The organism is Ruminococcus sp. HUN007 (assembly GCF_000712055.1).
Taxonomy (GTDB): Bacteria; Bacillota; Clostridia; order Oscillospirales; family Ruminococcaceae; genus HUN007.
Genome location: NZ_JOOA01000001.1, coordinates 423,202 through 440,529, shown reverse-complemented (window position 1 = coordinate 440,529; position 17,328 = coordinate 423,202). Strand labels below are relative to the sequence as shown.

Below are 17,328 nucleotides of genomic sequence, written 5' to 3'. Positions count from 1 at the left end.
TAATGAAAAAAGAACTTGATAAAGTTTATATTCCTGGTAACTTTGAGGACAGGATCTACAAATACTGGAACGACGGCGGATGCTTCAGAGCAGAAGCTGACAGAACAAAGAAGCCGTATACTATCGTTATCCCGCCTCCGAACATCACAGGCCAGCTCCACATGGGACATGCCCTTGACGAAACACTTCAGGATATCCTTATAAGATACAAGAGAATGTCAGGCTATGCTACTCTCTGGCTTCCTGGTACTGACCACGCTTCCATTGCAACAGAAGCCAAGATCGTTGAAGCAATGAGAAAAGAAGGCGTTACCAAGGAACAGATCGGCCGTGACGGATTCATGGAACGTGCATGGAAGTGGAAGGAACAGTACGGCGGACGTATCGTTGAACAGCTCAAGAAGCTCGGTTCTTCATGTGACTGGTCAAGAGAACGCTTCACAATGGACGAAGGCTGTAACAAGGCTGTTAAGGAAGTTTTCGTTAAGTTATATGACAAGGGCCTTATCTACCGCGGTGAAAGAATCATCAACTGGTGCCCTAAGTGTAAGACATCCATCTCTGATGCCGAAGTTGAATACGAGGATCAGGCAGGACATTTCTGGCACCTCAGATATAAGCTTGCTGACGGTTCAGGCTATATCGAACTCGCTACAACACGTCCGGAAACACTCCTCGGCGATACAGCTGTTGCAGTAAACCCGAACGATGAAAGATACAAGGATCTTGTAGGCAAGAACGTAATTCTTCCTCTCGTTCACAGAGAGATCCCGATCATCGCTGACGATTATGTTGAAATGGACTTCGGTACAGGTGTTGTTAAGATCACTCCTGCTCACGACCCTAACGACTTTGAAGTAGGTCTCCGTCACAATCTTCCTGTACTCAACGTCATGACAGACGACGCAAAGATCACAGAAGAATATCCTAAGTACGCAGGCATGGACAGATACGAAGCAAGAAAGGCTATCGTTGCTGACCTCGAAGCCGAAGGCGCACTTGTAAGAATAGAAGACTACAGCCACAACGTAGGTACATGCTACCGCTGCTCAACAACAGTTGAACCAAGAGTTTCAAAGCAGTGGTTCGTTAAGATGGAACCTCTTGCAAAGCCTGCTATCGATGCTGTAAAGAACAACGAAACAAAGTTCGTTCCTGAACGTTTCAACAAGATCTATTTCCACTGGCTTGAAAACATCAAGGACTGGTGTATTTCACGTCAGCTCTGGTGGGGCCATCAGATTCCTGCATTCTACTGCGATGACTGCGGTGAAATGGTAGTTACAAAGGAAAACTCAGCAGTTTGTCCTAAGTGCGGCAAGCCGATGCGTCAGGATCCTGATACTCTTGACACATGGTTCAGTTCAGCACTCTGGCCGTTCTCAACACTCGGCTGGCCGGACAAGACTGATGACCTTGACTTCTTCTATCCTACAAACACTCTCGTTACAGGTTACGACATCATCTTCTTCTGGGTAGTAAGAATGATGTTCTCAGGTATCGAGCACATGGGCAAGGTACCTTTCGATACAGTTCTCATTCACGGTCTTGTACGTGACTCACAGGGCAGAAAGATGTCCAAGTCACTCGGCAACGGTATCGACCCGCTTGAAGTTATCGCTGAATACGGTGCTGACGCACTCAGATTTACTCTTGCAACAGGTAATGCTCCGGGTAACGACATGCGTTACAGCGATGAAAAGGTAAAGGCTTCAAGAAACTTCGCAAACAAGATCTGGAACGCTTCACGTTTCGTTATGATGAACCTTCCTGAAGACTTTAAGTTCACAGGACTTCCGGAAAACCTCACTATCGAGGACAAGTGGATCATCAGCAAGTTCAATGATCTTGCAAAGGCTGTTAATGACAACCTTGAAGGATATGAACTCGGTGTGGCAGTATCAAAGCTCTACGACTTCATCTGGGATGTTTACTGCGACTGGTACATCGAGCTTACAAAGCCAAGAATCATGGCAGGCGGCGAAACAAAGGATTCAGCACAGGCTGTTCTTGTATTCATCATGCAGGGAATGCTCAAGCTCCTCCACCCGTTCATGCCTTTCATAACTGAAGAGATCTGGCAGACACTCACAGACGGAAAGACACCTCTCATGCTTGAAAAGTTCCCTGTATTCGAGGAATCACTCTCATACAAGGCTGAAGAGGAAGCATTCGAGAAGGTAATCGCTGTTATCCGTGAGATCAGAAACAGAAGAACAGAAATGAATATACCTCCGTCAGTAAAGGCACAGGTATTCATCGAAACAGAGCTTAAGGATCTTTTCGAAAGTTGCTCAATGTTCTTTGAAAAGCTTGCGTTTGCTTCATCAGTAAAGGTTGATTCAAAGATTGAACTTGAAGATGCAGTAACTGCAGTAACAGACAGTGCAAGAGCATTTATCCCGATGAACGAACTCGTTGACAAGGACAAGGAAATTGCACGTCTTACAAAGGAAAAGGAAAAGGTTCAGAAGGACATCGACTTCCTCTCAGGAAAGCTCAACAATCCTGGATTCGTTGCAAAGGCTCCTGAAAAGCTTATCGAAGCTGAAAAGGCAAAGCTTGCAAAGGCAGAGGAAAAGATGCAGAAGATCAACCAGTCTATCGAGAGCTTTAAATAATGGACTATAAAGAAGCGAGAGCGTATATCGACGGATATACCAAATCCGGCGGAAAGGTCAGAGACTTAAGCCGTGCTGAAACACTCATGGCAAAGCTCGGTGATCCGCATAAAAATTTAAAATTTGTTCACATAGCAGGTACTAACGGCAAGGGCTCAACTCTTGAGCTCATGTCGCAGTCCTTAATAAATGCCGGCTATAAGACAGGTCAGTTCACTTCACCGTTCATGCGTGTCTATGAGGACCGTATCAGGATCAATTCGCAGAACATACCTGAGGAAGCTGTTGCGAAGTACTGCACCAGAGTTTCACAAGCAGCAGGTGAGGATCTTTACTCACAGTTTGAGATCACAATGGCCATAGCCATGCTCTACTTTGCAGAGGAAAAATGTGATATCGTATTCCTTGAAGCGGGAATAGGCGGACTTCTCGACTGCACGAACATCATAGAAGAACCGATCGTCTCGGTCATTACCTCTATTTCACTTGATCATACCGACATTCTCGGAAAGACTGTTCATGAGATCGCCATGCAGAAGGCGGGTATAATCAAAAGGGGAAGACCGGTGGTTATCTCATGGGATAACAGACAGGTCATGCAGATCTTTCAGAAGGAGTGTATTTTCAAGGATTCACTTTTGATAATGCCTCTTGAAGATGAGCTTGAAAACATTGACACTGATGAAACAGGCGGACATTTTGAGTACAACTGTGCAAAGTATGACCTTAAAATGCACGGCAGACATCAGATTATAAACGCTGCAACCGCACTCAAGGCACTTGAAGTTATCGAAGCTGAAGGCTTTGAAATAGGCGAAAAGAATATTCAGAAAGCGTTTTCCGAAGTACAGGTACTTTCAAGAGTCGAACATATAAAGGGCGATCCCGACATAGTTATCGACGGCGGACACAATCCTGCAGGTATAAGTGCTCTTCTTTCGGCACTTACTTCCATGAACATTGTACGTCCGGTATTCATCTTCGGCATGGTAAGTACCAAGGATTCAAAGTCAGCAGCAATGCTCCTTTCATCCTACGCCAAAGCAGTTGTCTGCACAGACGGCTTCGCATACAATTCCGTAGACCGCGAGACCCTCGCATCCATGATCACCTGTGAAAAATACGTTTCACCAATTGATAATGCTCTCCGTCTTGCAAAGATGATAGCAAAATCCGAAAACTGCCCGATAGTCATCTGCGGCTCACTCTACATGACAGAGCTTTTCAGAAAGATGATCTGAACGTAAATCTCGGAAATCATTATTAACATAAAAAACGGCGACTCAATGAGTTCGCCGTTTTTTGGTTGCATTTTTCCTGGATTTGATGTATAATATACAAAAGAGCTTGAAAGGAGGACTCATATGGCTACTACAACTGAATTTGGTAAACCTAACATGACGAATCTCCCGAAGGATCTCGGAACGAGAATTTTCAGAACAATTCTTTCTACTCCTGCGCCTGATTGGGATAAAATGGAGCAAGAAGCTGACGAGCTTGAAAGACAGATGCTGATAGAAAGGGAGAAGCATAGGAAGATGTTTACCGGAAGATGAAGAAAAAGATTTACACAAGCGTCTGAAACCGCGTTATGACGCAAGCTGCAAGTTCATGTATTTGCTTTTGTAATAACAAAGAGAATTATCAGTATGGTTTATCGACCGTACTGATTTTTTAATACTATAGATTTATATACGAAATACTGTATAATATAAAGACAATCACTGAAGCTGCGCTTCAGTAGAAAAGGTAATGTCGGACTCTTCGCGCCCGACATTGCTATTTATGAAAAGGGGAGGGTAACGGTGAGGTTTGCTGTCTGTGATGATGAAAAGGAAATCTGCAGGGACATCTCGGAAAAAATAAAGAAGATTTATTCGGATGCATCTGTGACGGAGTTTTTATCGGGTGAAGAACTGATCAAATCGTATAATGAATTTGAAATAATATTTCTTGATATAGAACTGCATGGTACTGACGGAATGCAGGTAGCTGCAAAACTTCGTGATTACGGCTGTAAGGCTGTTATTATCTTTGTGACTGCATATGAAAACCGTGTTTTTGAAGCATTTGATGTAGGAGCTTTTCATTTCCTTGTTAAGCCTGTTTCAGAAGAAAGACTTAGTGAGATCATAAAAAAAGCAGCCGACATCAGCTGCAGATCTGAACTGAACTCTGAAAACGATAAAACTATTATTGTGAAGTCAGGCGGAACCACCGCAAAACTTTCACTTGGAGAAATTATTTACGCTGAAGCGCTGGATCATATTCTGATTCTGCATACGTTAAAAGGGAAAATTGAATATCGTGAACGCATTGGTAAATTTGAAAAACAAACTGACAGAACATTTTTCCGTACACATCGTTCGTATCTTATCAATCTGCGGTATCTTGAAAAATACACTTCTTCTGAAGTAATAATGGATAACGGAGACAGTATTCTGCTTTCAAAAAAGAGATATCCTGAACTTGTAAGGTCATACATGAATTATATAAAAACGGAGAACAAAGATGAATAGCGTTCTTACAGAATATATGAACATCAGTCTTATGCTCACCATAATAATGACTATCACTGTTTATTCTGTCGGACTGACAGGGTTTCTGAAACCATTTACAAAACTTAAAACTGCGCGATTTGTTTCAGGTGCTGTGTATGAGATCATAATGCTCGTGTTTTTTCTCAAACCATTTGAATTCAGTAATCTTATAGCATATGCACTGGCAGATGCAGCAGCATTTTCAGTATTTACTTTGTTCGACAGAAAAAACAAAGCTCAGAAGGTCTTTCTTATGTTTTCATTTTTTTCGATACGCTGGTTTACAGGAGCGATAAGTACGGCATTATGGTTAAAACTTCATGTCCGGATATCAGGATTATTTACTGAATGGTTTGCTGACGGATCTCACCTTATTCTGATGGATATTATTTTTAACATCATAGAAGCAGTAATTATCGCCGGAGTAATGTATGTTCTTATCAGAATTTTTCATAAAGTATATATCAGCAAAGATGAAAAAATGAGCATAAAGGAAGCGCTGATACTTATTCTTCCAAGTATTGTCGGTGTTTTCAGTTACCGGACCGCACTTTACTTTAACAGTGTGGATTCGGCTGATATCAGTATTAAAACTTATGATTTTGCTGCAGTAGCATTCTATATTGCTTTGTATGCAGTTCTTATTATTGTCATTTACTTTTATGAACAGATCAAAGCGGTCGGACAGAAAGAGATTGAGGACGCCATGCTTTCAGTACAGACTGAAAATATCCGCGATTATATCAGCGGGGCTGAGAACCTGTATCGTGATATCAGAGCAATACGACATGATATGCGTAATCACCTGACAGTACTTCAGAGACTGCACATGCACGGAGAAAATGAAGCCTTTGAGAAATATCTCGGTGAGGTTTCAGAACGAATAGATGCAGATGCCGGAGAAAACAGCGGAAATCCGGTATCTGATATTATCATTTCAGAAAAGAGAAATGAAGCTGAGAAACGCGGAATAATGTTTGAATCTGATTTTCATTATCCTGATGGTCTCCGCGGTCACGAACTCGATATGAGTATAATTCTGAATAATGCTCTTAACAATGCTATAGAAGCAGCAGAAAAGTGTCCTGAAGATAACAGATTTATTTCTTTGAAATCCTGTAAAAAGAAAAATGCATTTCTGATAACGATACGGAACAGCTGCTGTGAAAAGCAGACAGTTACAGAAGGTGAACTTCTTAAAACAACCAAACCGAACAGCTCCGAACATGGTTTTGGGCTTGTTAATATAAAAAATACAGCTGAAAAATATCACGGCGGTATTGATTTTTCCTTTGATGAAAGAGAATTTACACTTTCAGTTATGCTGATGATGTGATTCACGTCATAAAAAGGTCTTTTCACGGCATATTCCTTGAATACGTGTTTTACCGGGCGATATAATTTATAGAAAAGCCTGTGGCAGGTATCAGAAAGGATTTGATATTATGATGATAAATTCATTACAGTCAGCCGGAACTTCTCAGAACAAGGTGAACGGACGTAAATGTTCTGATTTAAAGAACGAGAAATTAATAAGTGTCTCCGACAGTGATAAAGAAAACGAAACCAGCTGTTCCGTAAGGCAGGATAAGGTTGATTTTTCTGATGAAGCATTGAAGAAAAGTAAAGACGGCTCAGTTTCTTCAAAATCTCTGTTATGTCTGAACGAGAAATATCCTGATCTGTTTGAACAGATCAAAGAGAAAAATGCAGAGTTAGCAGAAAAAATCAAAGAACTTATAGAAAGGGCAGAAAATTCTGATGACCCTTCCGGTGATGAAGGCAGTGCTCTTGCAAATATGCTGAGTAAGGCAATAGAAGAAATGAAGGAATCACAGAACAAAGAAATCGAAGAAGAGGAAGATTCGGAAACTGAATCTGAAAAAGTCAATTGCTGTATGGCAATAAACGCTGCCAAACTTGCTCGTATGCTTGCAGCCGCCAAAACCAAAGCACAGGTTAAGCGGGTGATGGAACTTATAAAGTCAGACCTGAAAGAATGTGATGAAGGAAAGCAGGCAGGATGGGATGTGGACGAAGCTTCATATAAAGTAGCAGAAGCACTTTTAAAAGAAGCAGAGTCTCACCTCGGCCGAGCTGAAGACCGTGATGCTACACCTGAAGAGGAAATGATGTCAGAAATGGCTGCGCTGATGTAAAATCTAAAAAAATTAAAGGAGATGTTAAGAAACTCTCCTTAAAAGCAAATCAGCATATCTGAACCCACGTATTTACGTGAGTAAGATATGCAGATTTTGTTGTGTTCAGGACTTTTTTTACAGCCCCTTTTTTAGATAGCACGCCGCAGGCGTACATTTGTGTTCGTAGTATTGCTTATATTATTTCGGGAATGTTTCTTCTTCCGTATAATAATCTTGATAAAACTACTGTTTTATTGATTTCATTAATAGCGTAAAATAGCAGAAAGTTTCCTATAACAGAATAATGGTAGCCGCGTTCAGCGATGTCTTTGTCATGATAGACAGGATACATATAAGGATTTTCAGAAATATGTGAAATAATTTCTTCAGTGCAGTCGAGTAAATGGGTAGCAGCATTTTTACTATTCAAACTGTTAATGAAATAATCTGTAATATTATCAAGATCTTTTTCAAATGACGATGAGGTAATGACATTATACATTGTGCTTTTTCCTTATTCTGCCTAGTGTTTCTTTTGCATCTGAATAATTGCCGCTTTCAATATCAGCTTCTGCTTCATTAAGCTTAACGATAAGGTCGTCTTTTGAGCGGATAATAACAGGATCCGGTGCTGGAAGTTTCATCTCAAAAGGAATACCATTCTGTAAAACTATCTGTTTCAGGAACATGCCTACGGCATTTGACATTGGAATTCCAAGCTGAGATAAAATTGATTCGGCTTTTTCTTTTGTTTCCGGATCAACGCGTGTATAGATTGTAGCAGTTCTTGTTGCTTCTCTTGACATAATGATCACCTCTGAAAAATTGATTTTAGTACATGTGCTGTTATCGTAAAAATTTTTTATGTGTTCACTATAATTATAGCATTGAAGATAGCTTAAAGCAAGCTTTAAGCTATAAATTTTAAAAGAATTATAATATCATAATATTATACAGTCAAAACAAAGAACTCTCCCGGAAAGTCAGGAGAGTTCTTTGTTTTATGTTAGTGATGAAAGATTGACATCGTCAATACTGATCTGCTCGTTTAGAGCTACGCTTGAAATTCTGTTTGTCGGGCTGAAAATGATGACCTGATTCTTTTCAGAGTATTTTTTCAGGAATTTCAGAAGTTCAGCGACTTTTGCTTCGCTTACTCTGAGGTAGTAGTCATTCAGTATGATCGGATAATCCATGTCGCAGCATGTGATTTCTGCTACTGCAAGACGAAGTGCGAAATATACGATGTTGCATGCTGAAGAACTTAACTTTTCAAAAGCGATAATATTCTTATCTTTGTCACGGACTACAAGTTTCCCGCCCTTGACTGATACTGATGCATATTTTCCCTTTGTGATTTCCGAAAGGATCTCTGAGGTGCGGTGTGCTACCTGCGGAGCGTATTTGTCATGTATCTCTTCAAGTGTGCTGTTGTATGACTCAATGGCAAGTTTTACAGAATTCAGATTTTCATCTGTTCTGTTGATCTCGCGCTGAAGTCTGTGTATTCTGTGTTCGGTATTGGCAACACATGTGCTGTCATTATATTTTATCTTGAGTCGGGTTATCGCATCAATATATTCGTCTCTGATCCTGCTGTTTTCCTGCTCGAGTGAATCAGCCATAGTCTGCAGTGATCTGTATTCATCAGTCGTAAGCTTCTTTACAGGCTTTCCGCCGGATAATTTCTTTATCTGCTCGTTGAGCTGATCGATACGTATTTTGTTTCCTGCAGCGACCATTCCGGCCTTTTCCTTGTCACCGAGAATACTCAGTCTTTCACTGAGCTTGTCATATTCCGCGAGAATATCAATACTCTGGCGGATGAACTCTTCAGCATCGGAATATTCCGCAAACTGTCTGATCGGAGCGAGTGAGGAAAGTACTGATTTTTCAAGTTCCTCAATATTCTGCTGATGAAGCTCAGCGCTTCTTTCAATCTCGTTGATCTCAGAGCGGATCTGATAGAAAATCGGATCCGGTGAAGATATGTTCTTTTCGGAACCTTCCTTACCGGCAATGAACTGCTTCAGATTTTCCTCAGAAGATTTTATCTCATTTTCAAGAGAAGCAAGCTGCTTTTTAAGTGATGTATCTTTGCGTTTTATTTCATCGTACTGATTTCTTGCGATAGCAGCCTTTGCAACGTAATTGTCACGTTCAGTTGAACAAGCTGTACGCAGATCCCTGAATTTTCTTTCACGTTCACGCAGTGTTACTTCGTCAACACGGGCAATTTTGCTGACCTTCTTTTCTTTTCCGAGCTTTGATATGATAGCATAAAGATCAGAGAAGATCGCAATGCCGATTATAACAACTGCAACGATATTTGTAAGGAAAATTATCAGAAGAGTAATAAGAAATGCAAGGAGGAATATAGCCAGAATAAGGTTTTTACTCTTGTTTACTGCCTGTGTATTAACAGTGTAACTCGAATCATGAAGCTGAGATTCAGCCTGGGCGAGTTTGCTGCGCGTCATTTCTTCCTGCCTGCGGAGAGCCTGGTCAGCATCCTCCATTTTATCCTTTGCTGCACGGAGTTTTTCGGCAAGCTGATTACGTTCATTACGCTTTTCATCAAGCTGAACATGAAGTGTCCTTATGGTTTCTTCAGTGTTCTCAATGCTGCTCTGCAGTGTAATAACATTCTGAAGCGCTGAGTTGTCACCCTTTGGAGTATATCTGCCGAGATCAACGCTCAGGTTTGTCTTTTTCTGAAGTTCAGCATCAAGTTCTTTTCTAAGCTTTGAAATACGCTTGTAATTCTCGCATGATCTGTCAAAAGCTTCTCTGTGCTCAAGTATTTTTTCCTTTTTAAGCTTCTGATTCAGCCTGTTGTAGTTTTCCGATGCTGCCTTGAAGGAAAGCTCGCTGTTTTCAGAACAGTCATTAAGCGATTCAAGTTCCGTTATCATATCCTGAAGCTTCAGGTTTTCCTTTATCTTCTGGAATTTTCTTTTCTGCATATTGAACTTTGAATACAGTTCGTTGCAGTGATTCTGATGAGCGATCTTGTCATTTTCGATGTTTCTCGCACTTTTCAGTGTTTCCTCGAGTTCAGCCATTTCATTACGTTTGCTGCGCATTGAACTGCTCAGACTTCCCGGGAAATCTTCGTCACAGTAACTGTTGAGCATTTTTGCGACGCTTGAAACAGAAATGAGTTCCGAGGAAGTGGAAATTATGTTTGAAAGCAGCTTCTGCATTGCTGCATTGTAGTTCTTTGCGGACTTCGGAAGGTTGTCACTGTAGTTTACGTAGGAATTTCGGACAAACATTTCCTTGCTGACTCTGAAAAGATATTCACCCGGTTTAACGTTGTAGGCGAGTTTCTCGGATGTTCCCTTTGTTTTATTTGTAAGGGTGATAGTGTCCTTTTTGTATCTTCCTGCGTTGAATACTCTTTCTAGCAGATAATCGTCGCCGAGGTATTCAAAAACCATTGATCCGGTTATGTCAGATCCGTCAAGCGGAAGGTACTTTTCGCGTATATCCTCGCGGAAGTTGTTTACGGTGCCGTAGAACATGACAAGAATGAAATCCATAACCGCAGTTCTGTTCTCATCGTCAAGTCCGTAGAGGTAATTCATTTTATCTTCTGCTTTTACGTCAAAATTTCTTATGTTACCGAATTTAGTAATGTGTAGTTCTTTAATCTTCATAGAAACTTACCTCACCATCAAATGCTTTAAGTCCTATGTAGAGCGCGTTTTCGTACTGCTCCTTCTCCTCGTCGGAACTGCAGGAACTGATCTTTTCAAGCATTTTCTTTACAAAGATCCCTTTAAGTGAAAAGTCTGCGGCAAGAATGTTAATGTCGATATCAGGTCTTGTTTTGTTATATACTCTGACGTAGTAAAGGGTTTCGGAAAGTTCAGTGCATATCTGGGCAGATGCCGGCACAAATCCGTCCGGTATTTTTCCGGTCAGGGAGATCCTGTAAAGATTTTCTGCGTAGTTTTCACCGTATTTTTCTTTCAGTACATCATGAATTCTGCTGATTATCTTTGAATTTGTAGTCAGACTGCTTATATCGACTGAAACGTTTTCATAGGTACGGCATGATGTTTCCACAAAAGCAAGTTCAGCGCGGTGCTTGTAAACGTAGCCTGCGTAAACGCCTTTTTTCCCGCTTTCGTCAAATCCGTTTCCTTCCGGTGTTCCTGAATAGGAGTATGAGGTCATTCCGGCTTTCAGCACAGGCGTTGCACTGTGATAGTGACCGAGGGCGACATAGTCAAATCCGGAATTTTCGATATCCTTTACTGAAATAGGATTGTATCTTCCTGATTTTTCGTCTTTAACGAGTTCACCGTGGTAAACAAGAATGTTTATCATACTGTCATCAGGTGCCTTGATATCTTTTCCGCAGCCTTCCTGATAGCTTCCGAGGAACGAAGAACCGCACACTCTGAGGTTCTTTTCAGGAAATTCAAGAACGGTGTATTTCTTGAAAATAATGTGTACGTTCTGAGACCAGTTGTCGTCACTGAAAGGGGAGTCAATGGCAAAATAGTCGTGATTTCCAGCTGTGATAACGACAGTTGTATCCGGAATTGCAGCAAGAGCGTTTTTAACTTCGGTCAGTGCGGCAGAGTCAATATGATTGCTGTCAAACAGGTCGCCTGCAATAATAAGTAGTTCGATACCCTGACCTGAACAGATCCGGGTGATCTTTTTGAAAGTGTTAAGTATTTCGGCCTGTCTTGAAGCAGCTTTGTTGTTCAGAAATGACAGCTCAGCACCAATATGAAGGTCTGCGCAGTGCAGTATTTTTATTCGGTCATTCATTAAAAATAAACTCCTTCATAAAGTATATTTTTTTACTATATATAATTATAGCATGATTTAGTAAAATAGTAAAGGATTCATGAACAGATGTTAATATAAATTTAACGTCATATATCGGTGAAAACGACGAATATTTAACTAAACTGAAACTTAACCTAAAACTGATTTAAGCATTTTTCAGCATAAATAAGTCCGCAGACAGCAATAAATGCGTGGCTTGCGGACGGTTTTTCAGTCTCTTAAAGACAAATTCACAGTAATAAAGTACAGTTCGCCGGCGCAGATGTACGCTTTTCCTATTGTGCTCAGGCGAAAAAAATGCTATAATATAAGTTGAATTATATTCTGAAAGATCATAACAGGAGAGATATTTGAGGCTATGAAAAAATGGATAATAGGAGAACCGGACAGCAGAATTTCCGGGAAGATCACCTCAGGAAGTGACCTGACACCTCTGTGTGCGGAAGTGCTTGTTTCAAGAGGCATTACAGATCTTAAAGCAGCTGCTGAACTTATCAGGACAGATTCACTTGAATCACCTTTTCAGATAAAGGATATGGAAAAAGCAGCTGAAATAATCAACAGCGCTGCCGAAGAAGGCAGAAAGATCTGCATTTACGGTGATTATGACTGTGACGGCATTACTTCAACGGTAATGCTTTACTCCTATCTTGAATGTATCGGCGCCGATGTCTCTTACTATATACCTGAACGTTCCGAAGGCTACGGACTTAACGAAAATTCTGTCCGTGTTCTGGCAGAACGCGGAACAGAGCTCATTGTAACCGTGGACAACGGTATTTCTGCTGTCGGTGAAGCAAAGCTTATAAAAGAACTCGGAATGGATCTCGTTATTACTGATCACCATCAGCCTGGTGATGAGATACCGGAGGCTCTTGCAGTTGTCGATCCTCATCAGAAAGACTGCCCGTCGTCATTCAAATATCTCTGCGGTGCCGGTGTGGTACTCAAGCTTATCGCCGCAATGGAAGGCGGAGACTATGACAGTGTTCTGGAACAGTTCGGCGATCTCGCTGCCATAGGAACAGTTGCCGATATCGTTTCACTTACCGGAGAAAACCGGTTCATAGTCGAAAACGGACTCCTGATGATCAGAAACACTGAACGCTGCGGACTTATCGAACTCATGAAGGCTGCAGGGCTGTTTGATGAAAACGGAGAATGCAGGCCTCTTACATCCGAATCTGTGGCTTTTGCAATTGCTCCGAGAATAAACGCCTCAGGAAGATTCGGTTCTCCGGTTCAGGCCTTCGACCTCCTTATGTGTGATGATCCTGATGAAGCGGAACACATGGCGGCCGAGCTCAATGCACTTAACGAAGAACGCAAACAGGCCGAGGAAAAGATAACAAACTGTATTTTTGAACAGATAAATGACAATCCGGAGCTGCTTTCACAGCGCGTGCTCGTTTTCTGCGGTGAAAACTGGCATCACGGTGTAATTGGTATAGTAGCAGCAAAACTCCTTGAAAAGTACGGAAAACCGTGCTTTGTTATTACACTCGAAGGAGAAAGCGCAAGGGGTTCCGCTAGGGCGTTCGGGGACTTTTCAGTTTTTGAATGCCTTACATACTGCGAGAACATTCTTTCAAAATTCGGCGGACACAAGGGCGCCGGCGGATTTTCCCTTAAGTCTTCCGACACTGAAGCTTTCAGAAACAGGCTTCAGGAATACGCCGCTTCAGCGCATGAAACAATGCCGGTCTATGTTCTTAAAGCGGAAAAGGTGCTTAAACCGGCAGATATAAATGTACGGAACGTTGCAGGGCTCCGCATCCTCGAACCTTTCGGTCAGGACAACGAAAAACCGTATTTCGCTCTTGCCGGAGCCATTATCGATGATGTCATCCCGCTTTCCGGCGGTGCACATACAAAGCTTAAGCTGAACTACGGCGGATCATTCTTCTACGCACTCATGTTCAGGACAAACACTGATGAAATGAGATCGCTGAAAGGACAGAAGTACGATTTCATCGTATCTCTTGGTATCAACAGCTTCCGCGGAAACGAAACCGTTGATCTTCAGGTGGCTGACATGAGAAAGAGCGGCATCAATCAGGACCGCTTCTTTGCAGCGGAAGATGCATATGAAAAATTTAAGAGGAGTGAACCGCTTCCGGAAGCCTACTACAAACGAATGACTCCGGAACGAAATGAACTCATTAAAGTGTATACAGCACTTTCAGACAAGGATATTATGACAGAACAGCTCTACATGAAGAGTGACCCTGCTAATATAAATATTTGCAAACTCAGGATTTGTCTTGATGTTTTCAGCGAACTCGGTCTTATCAAAATGGACTACGCTGCAGACCGGTCACACAGACTTGTGGTCGATAAAAAGTCAAATCTTGAAGATTCAGAAATTTTAAGGGGGCTTAGAAGCAAATGGAAAACCAAAGCTGCACAATAAACATGGTCATACAGAAGATCCTCGACGAGGAAAAGCAGTATGACATGAGTAAAATAATTTCTGCCTACGAATTTGCTGAAAAAGCACACGAAGGCCAGAAAAGAACATCAGGTGAACCGTATATCGTTCATCCGGTTTCCGTTGCCTACATTCTTCTTGAACTCGGTATGGATACCGACACGATCTGTGCTGCAATGCTCCACGATGTTGTTGAGGATACTGACGCCACCCTTGAAGACATACAGAAAAAATTCGGACAGGACGTTGCGTGCCTGGTCGACGGTGTAACAAAGCTTTCAAAAGCTCCTATTTTCAATCAGGACGAGCAGCTCGCCGAGAACGTAAGAAAGATCCTTCTTGCCATGTCGCGCGACATAAGAGTAATGCTCATCAAGCTCTGTGACCGTCTCCACAACATGCGTACTCTTGCCTGCAGGCCGGGCGCCAAGCAGAGAAAAGCCGCTCTTGAAACAATGAATATCTACGCTCCGATTGCACACAGACTCGGTATCAAGTCCATCAAGGACGAGCTTGAGGATCTTGCGTTCCATTATCTTGATCCGTATGCCTATTCCGAGATCGAGCATATTCTTGAAATCAAGAAGGATGAGCGTGATCTCTTCATCGCAAAGATAAAGGAAAAAATATCGGAACGTTTCAAAAGCGAGAATTTCAAAAGACCTCCGCAGATCGACGGACGTGTCAAGAGTATTTACGGCATCTACAAGAAGATATATATAAACAGAAAGAGCATCGAGGAGGTTTACGACAAGTATGCTGTCCGTATCATCGTGGACACGCAGCTTGAATGCTACAACGTCCTCGGTATAATCCACGAGATGTTCCGTCCTATTCCTAACCGTTTCAAGGACTACATCTCCACACCGAAGGCGAACATGTACCAGTCGCTCCACACTTCCGTTATCAGCAAGGAAGGTATCACTTTCGAAGTACAGATAAGGACCTGGGAAATGCATCAGGTTGCCGAGTACGGTATCGCTGCTCACTGGAAGTACAAGGAAGGTATTCAGAGCCGCGACAAGATGGAGAGCCGTCTTGCCTGGATAAGACAGGTGCTCGAAGCACAGCAGGTGACCGACGACGTTGAGGAGATCGTCCGCATCATCAAGACAGACCTTACTTCCGATGACATAACCGTATTCACGCCGAAAGCAGATTCATTCACCCTTCCGGTGGACTCAACGGTAATCGACTTTGCCTACCGCGTGCACACCCAGATAGGTCACAGAATGATAGGAGCCAAGGTGGACGGAAAGATAGTTCCGCTTGACTACAAGCTTTCTACCGGCGATATCATCGAGATACAGACCTCGAAGGATGAGAGCCGCGGACCGAACCGTTCATGGCTTGAAATAGCGAAGACAAATGAAGCCAAGGCAAAAATACGTGCGTGGTTCAAGAAGGAATGCCGTGAGGAAAACATCGTTCAGGGCAAGGCCGAACTAGAAAAGGAATTCAGACACTACCGAATGACCGTTCCGGAAGAGGATATCGGCATGCTTCTTGCTGATGACCTTAAGCGCCACAACTGCGAAACCCTTGATGACTTCTACGCAGCTATCGGCTACGGCGGTGTTGTTCTTCCTAAGATGATGCAGAGACTTAAGGAGAATTACGACAAGATCTATAAAAAGCCTGAGGAAACAAACGAGATCGTTCCGACAAAGACCATAAGCAAGAACGACAGCGGTGTTATTCTTGAAGATGATCTGAAGGATCTTCCGGTAAGATTTTCAAGATGCTGCAATCCGCTTCCGGGCGATGACATAATCGGATATATCACCAGAGGACGCGGAGTTTCGGTGCACCGTACAAACTGCCCGCACTACAGGGCATCTGTTATGGAACCGGAGAACAGGGACCGCTGGAAAAAGGTTACCTGGGCAAAGACTCCGAAGTCTGCATTCTATTCCGAGATCGATGTTCTTGCAATCGACTCCACCGGACTTCTCGTTCATGTTGCTTCAGCCGTTGCCGAGTCCAAGGTGCCGATCTACAATTCAACTTCACGAAGAATAAAGAACGGCAATGCGGAGATCAGGCTCACTATTTCCGTTACAGGCAAGGAACAGCTCAACGCCCTTATCAACAGAATACAGAAGATCCATGACGTTATTTCAGTTACAAAAATCGAAGGCGGTAAAGTAGATGATTAAAATAAGCTCCCACACATTCGGGTTTTTCTTTCAGGCAAACAGCTACATCGGGGTAAATGAAAACGGTGAGGCTTTTGCAGTTGATATCGGGGGAGACAGCGAACGTTTTATGAAGTATCTTGAGGAAAACGGTCTTACGCTTAAAATGATACTTCTTACACACGGTCATTTCGATCATATCAGGGGAGTTGCTGACGTATCTGAAAAAACAGGCGCAAAGGTGTACATTCACAGTGACGATGCGATCATGCTCACTGACCCTGAAGCGTGTCTTTCACGTTTCGTCGGCGGAATGGAATTCAAGCCGGTAAACGACTTTGTCACAGTGTCAGACGGTGACGTTCTTGATTTCTGCGGAACTGAAATAAAGGTTATTCACACACCTGGCCATACACCGGGCGGTGTGTGCTATATACTCGATGATGTGATCTTCTCGGGTGATACACTCTTCTGCGGTTCAGTCGGAAGGACTGATTTTCCGGGAAGCAGTCATGCACAGATGCTTGACTCGCTTGATAAGCTTGCAGAGCTCGGTAAAGACAAAGATTATCACGTTTATCCGGGGCACAACGAAGATACTACGCTTTCACGTGAAATCAAATACAATCCATATTTTCGGTGATT

General features: G+C 42.5%; 13 protein-coding genes. 9 read left to right on the top strand and 4 right to left on the bottom strand.

All coding sequences use genetic code 11. The annotated features are described in order from the left end of the window. Positions 1–2 precede the first annotated feature (2 nt). The 6 genes from CC97_RS01925 to CC97_RS01900 all read left to right on the top strand — a co-directional run bounded on the left by CC97_RS01925 (position 3) and on the right by CC97_RS01900 (position 7,320). Positions 3–2,621 carry a valine--tRNA ligase gene (locus tag CC97_RS01925; protein WP_044973486.1) on the top strand — a complete coding sequence of 873 codons (2,619 nt, stop codon included), beginning with the start codon at positions 3–5 and terminating at the stop codon, positions 2,619–2,621. Further along, positions 2,621–3,862 carry a folylpolyglutamate synthase/dihydrofolate synthase family protein gene (locus CC97_RS01920; protein ID WP_044973485.1) on the top strand — a complete coding sequence of 414 codons (1,242 nt, stop codon included), beginning with the start codon at positions 2,621–2,623 and terminating at the stop codon, positions 3,860–3,862. Before CC97_RS01925 ends, CC97_RS01920 begins: the two co-directional genes overlap by 1 nt. A 123-nt stretch (positions 3,863–3,985) precedes the next feature. Further along, positions 3,986–4,177: a hypothetical protein gene (locus CC97_RS01915; protein ID WP_044973484.1), complete on the top strand. Its 192-nt coding sequence runs from the start codon at positions 3,986–3,988 to the stop codon at positions 4,175–4,177. 249 nt (positions 4,178–4,426) lie between these two features. Then, entirely contained in the window at positions 4,427–5,140 is a 714-nt protein-coding gene (locus CC97_RS01910; protein WP_044973483.1) for a LytTR family DNA-binding domain-containing protein, read from the top strand. Further along, complete coding sequence (locus CC97_RS01905; RefSeq protein ID WP_044973482.1) at positions 5,133–6,497, top strand: sensor histidine kinase; 1,365 nt, start codon at positions 5,133–5,135, stop codon at positions 6,495–6,497. The genes CC97_RS01910 and CC97_RS01905 overlap by 8 nt, the downstream gene beginning before the upstream one ends. Positions 6,498–6,606: 109 nt before the next feature. After that, positions 6,607–7,320 (top strand): hypothetical protein, encoded by a 714-nt coding sequence (locus CC97_RS01900; RefSeq protein ID WP_044973481.1) that lies wholly within the window; start codon positions 6,607–6,609, stop codon positions 7,318–7,320. A gap of 175 nt (positions 7,321–7,495) precedes the next feature. Here CC97_RS01900 and CC97_RS01895 read toward each other — a convergent pair whose 3' ends face one another. The 4 genes from CC97_RS01895 to CC97_RS01880 form a co-directional block, all read right to left on the bottom strand. Continuing rightward, entirely contained in the window at positions 7,496–7,804 is a 309-nt protein-coding gene (locus CC97_RS01895) for a type II toxin-antitoxin system RelE/ParE family toxin (RefSeq protein ID WP_044973480.1), read from the bottom strand. Continuing rightward, a complete protein-coding gene (locus CC97_RS01890) occupies positions 7,797–8,108 on the bottom strand; it encodes a type II toxin-antitoxin system RelB/DinJ family antitoxin (RefSeq protein WP_044973479.1) in 312 nt (103 codons plus the stop codon). Before CC97_RS01890 ends, CC97_RS01895 begins: the two co-directional genes overlap by 8 nt. Before the next feature lie 195 nt (positions 8,109–8,303). After that, positions 8,304–10,964, bottom strand: a complete 2,661-nt coding sequence (locus CC97_RS01885; protein ID WP_044973478.1) for a hypothetical protein — start codon at positions 10,962–10,964, stop codon at positions 8,304–8,306. Further along, positions 10,954–12,093, bottom strand: a complete 1,140-nt coding sequence (locus CC97_RS01880) for a DNA repair exonuclease (RefSeq protein ID WP_044973477.1) — start codon at positions 12,091–12,093, stop codon at positions 10,954–10,956. Before CC97_RS01880 ends, CC97_RS01885 begins: the two co-directional genes overlap by 11 nt. 379 nt (positions 12,094–12,472) lie before the next feature. On the opposite strand from CC97_RS01880, the gene recJ reads away from it, so the two are divergent. From recJ to CC97_RS01865, 3 genes are read left to right on the top strand one after another with little or no spacing between them, the layout of a single operon-like run. Next, positions 12,473–14,527 carry a single-stranded-DNA-specific exonuclease RecJ gene (gene recJ, locus CC97_RS01875; RefSeq protein ID WP_044973476.1) on the top strand — a complete coding sequence of 685 codons (2,055 nt, stop codon included), beginning with the start codon at positions 12,473–12,475 and terminating at the stop codon, positions 14,525–14,527. Beyond that, positions 14,503–16,704, top strand: a complete 2,202-nt coding sequence (locus CC97_RS01870) for a bifunctional (p)ppGpp synthetase/guanosine-3',5'-bis(diphosphate) 3'-pyrophosphohydrolase (RefSeq protein ID WP_044973475.1) — start codon at positions 14,503–14,505, stop codon at positions 16,702–16,704. The genes recJ and CC97_RS01870 overlap by 25 nt, the downstream gene beginning before the upstream one ends. After that, positions 16,697–17,326, top strand: coding sequence for an MBL fold metallo-hydrolase (locus CC97_RS01865; RefSeq protein WP_044973474.1), 630 nt, complete (start codon positions 16,697–16,699; stop codon positions 17,324–17,326). Before CC97_RS01870 ends, CC97_RS01865 begins: the two co-directional genes overlap by 8 nt. Positions 17,327–17,328: the final 2 nt, after the last annotated feature.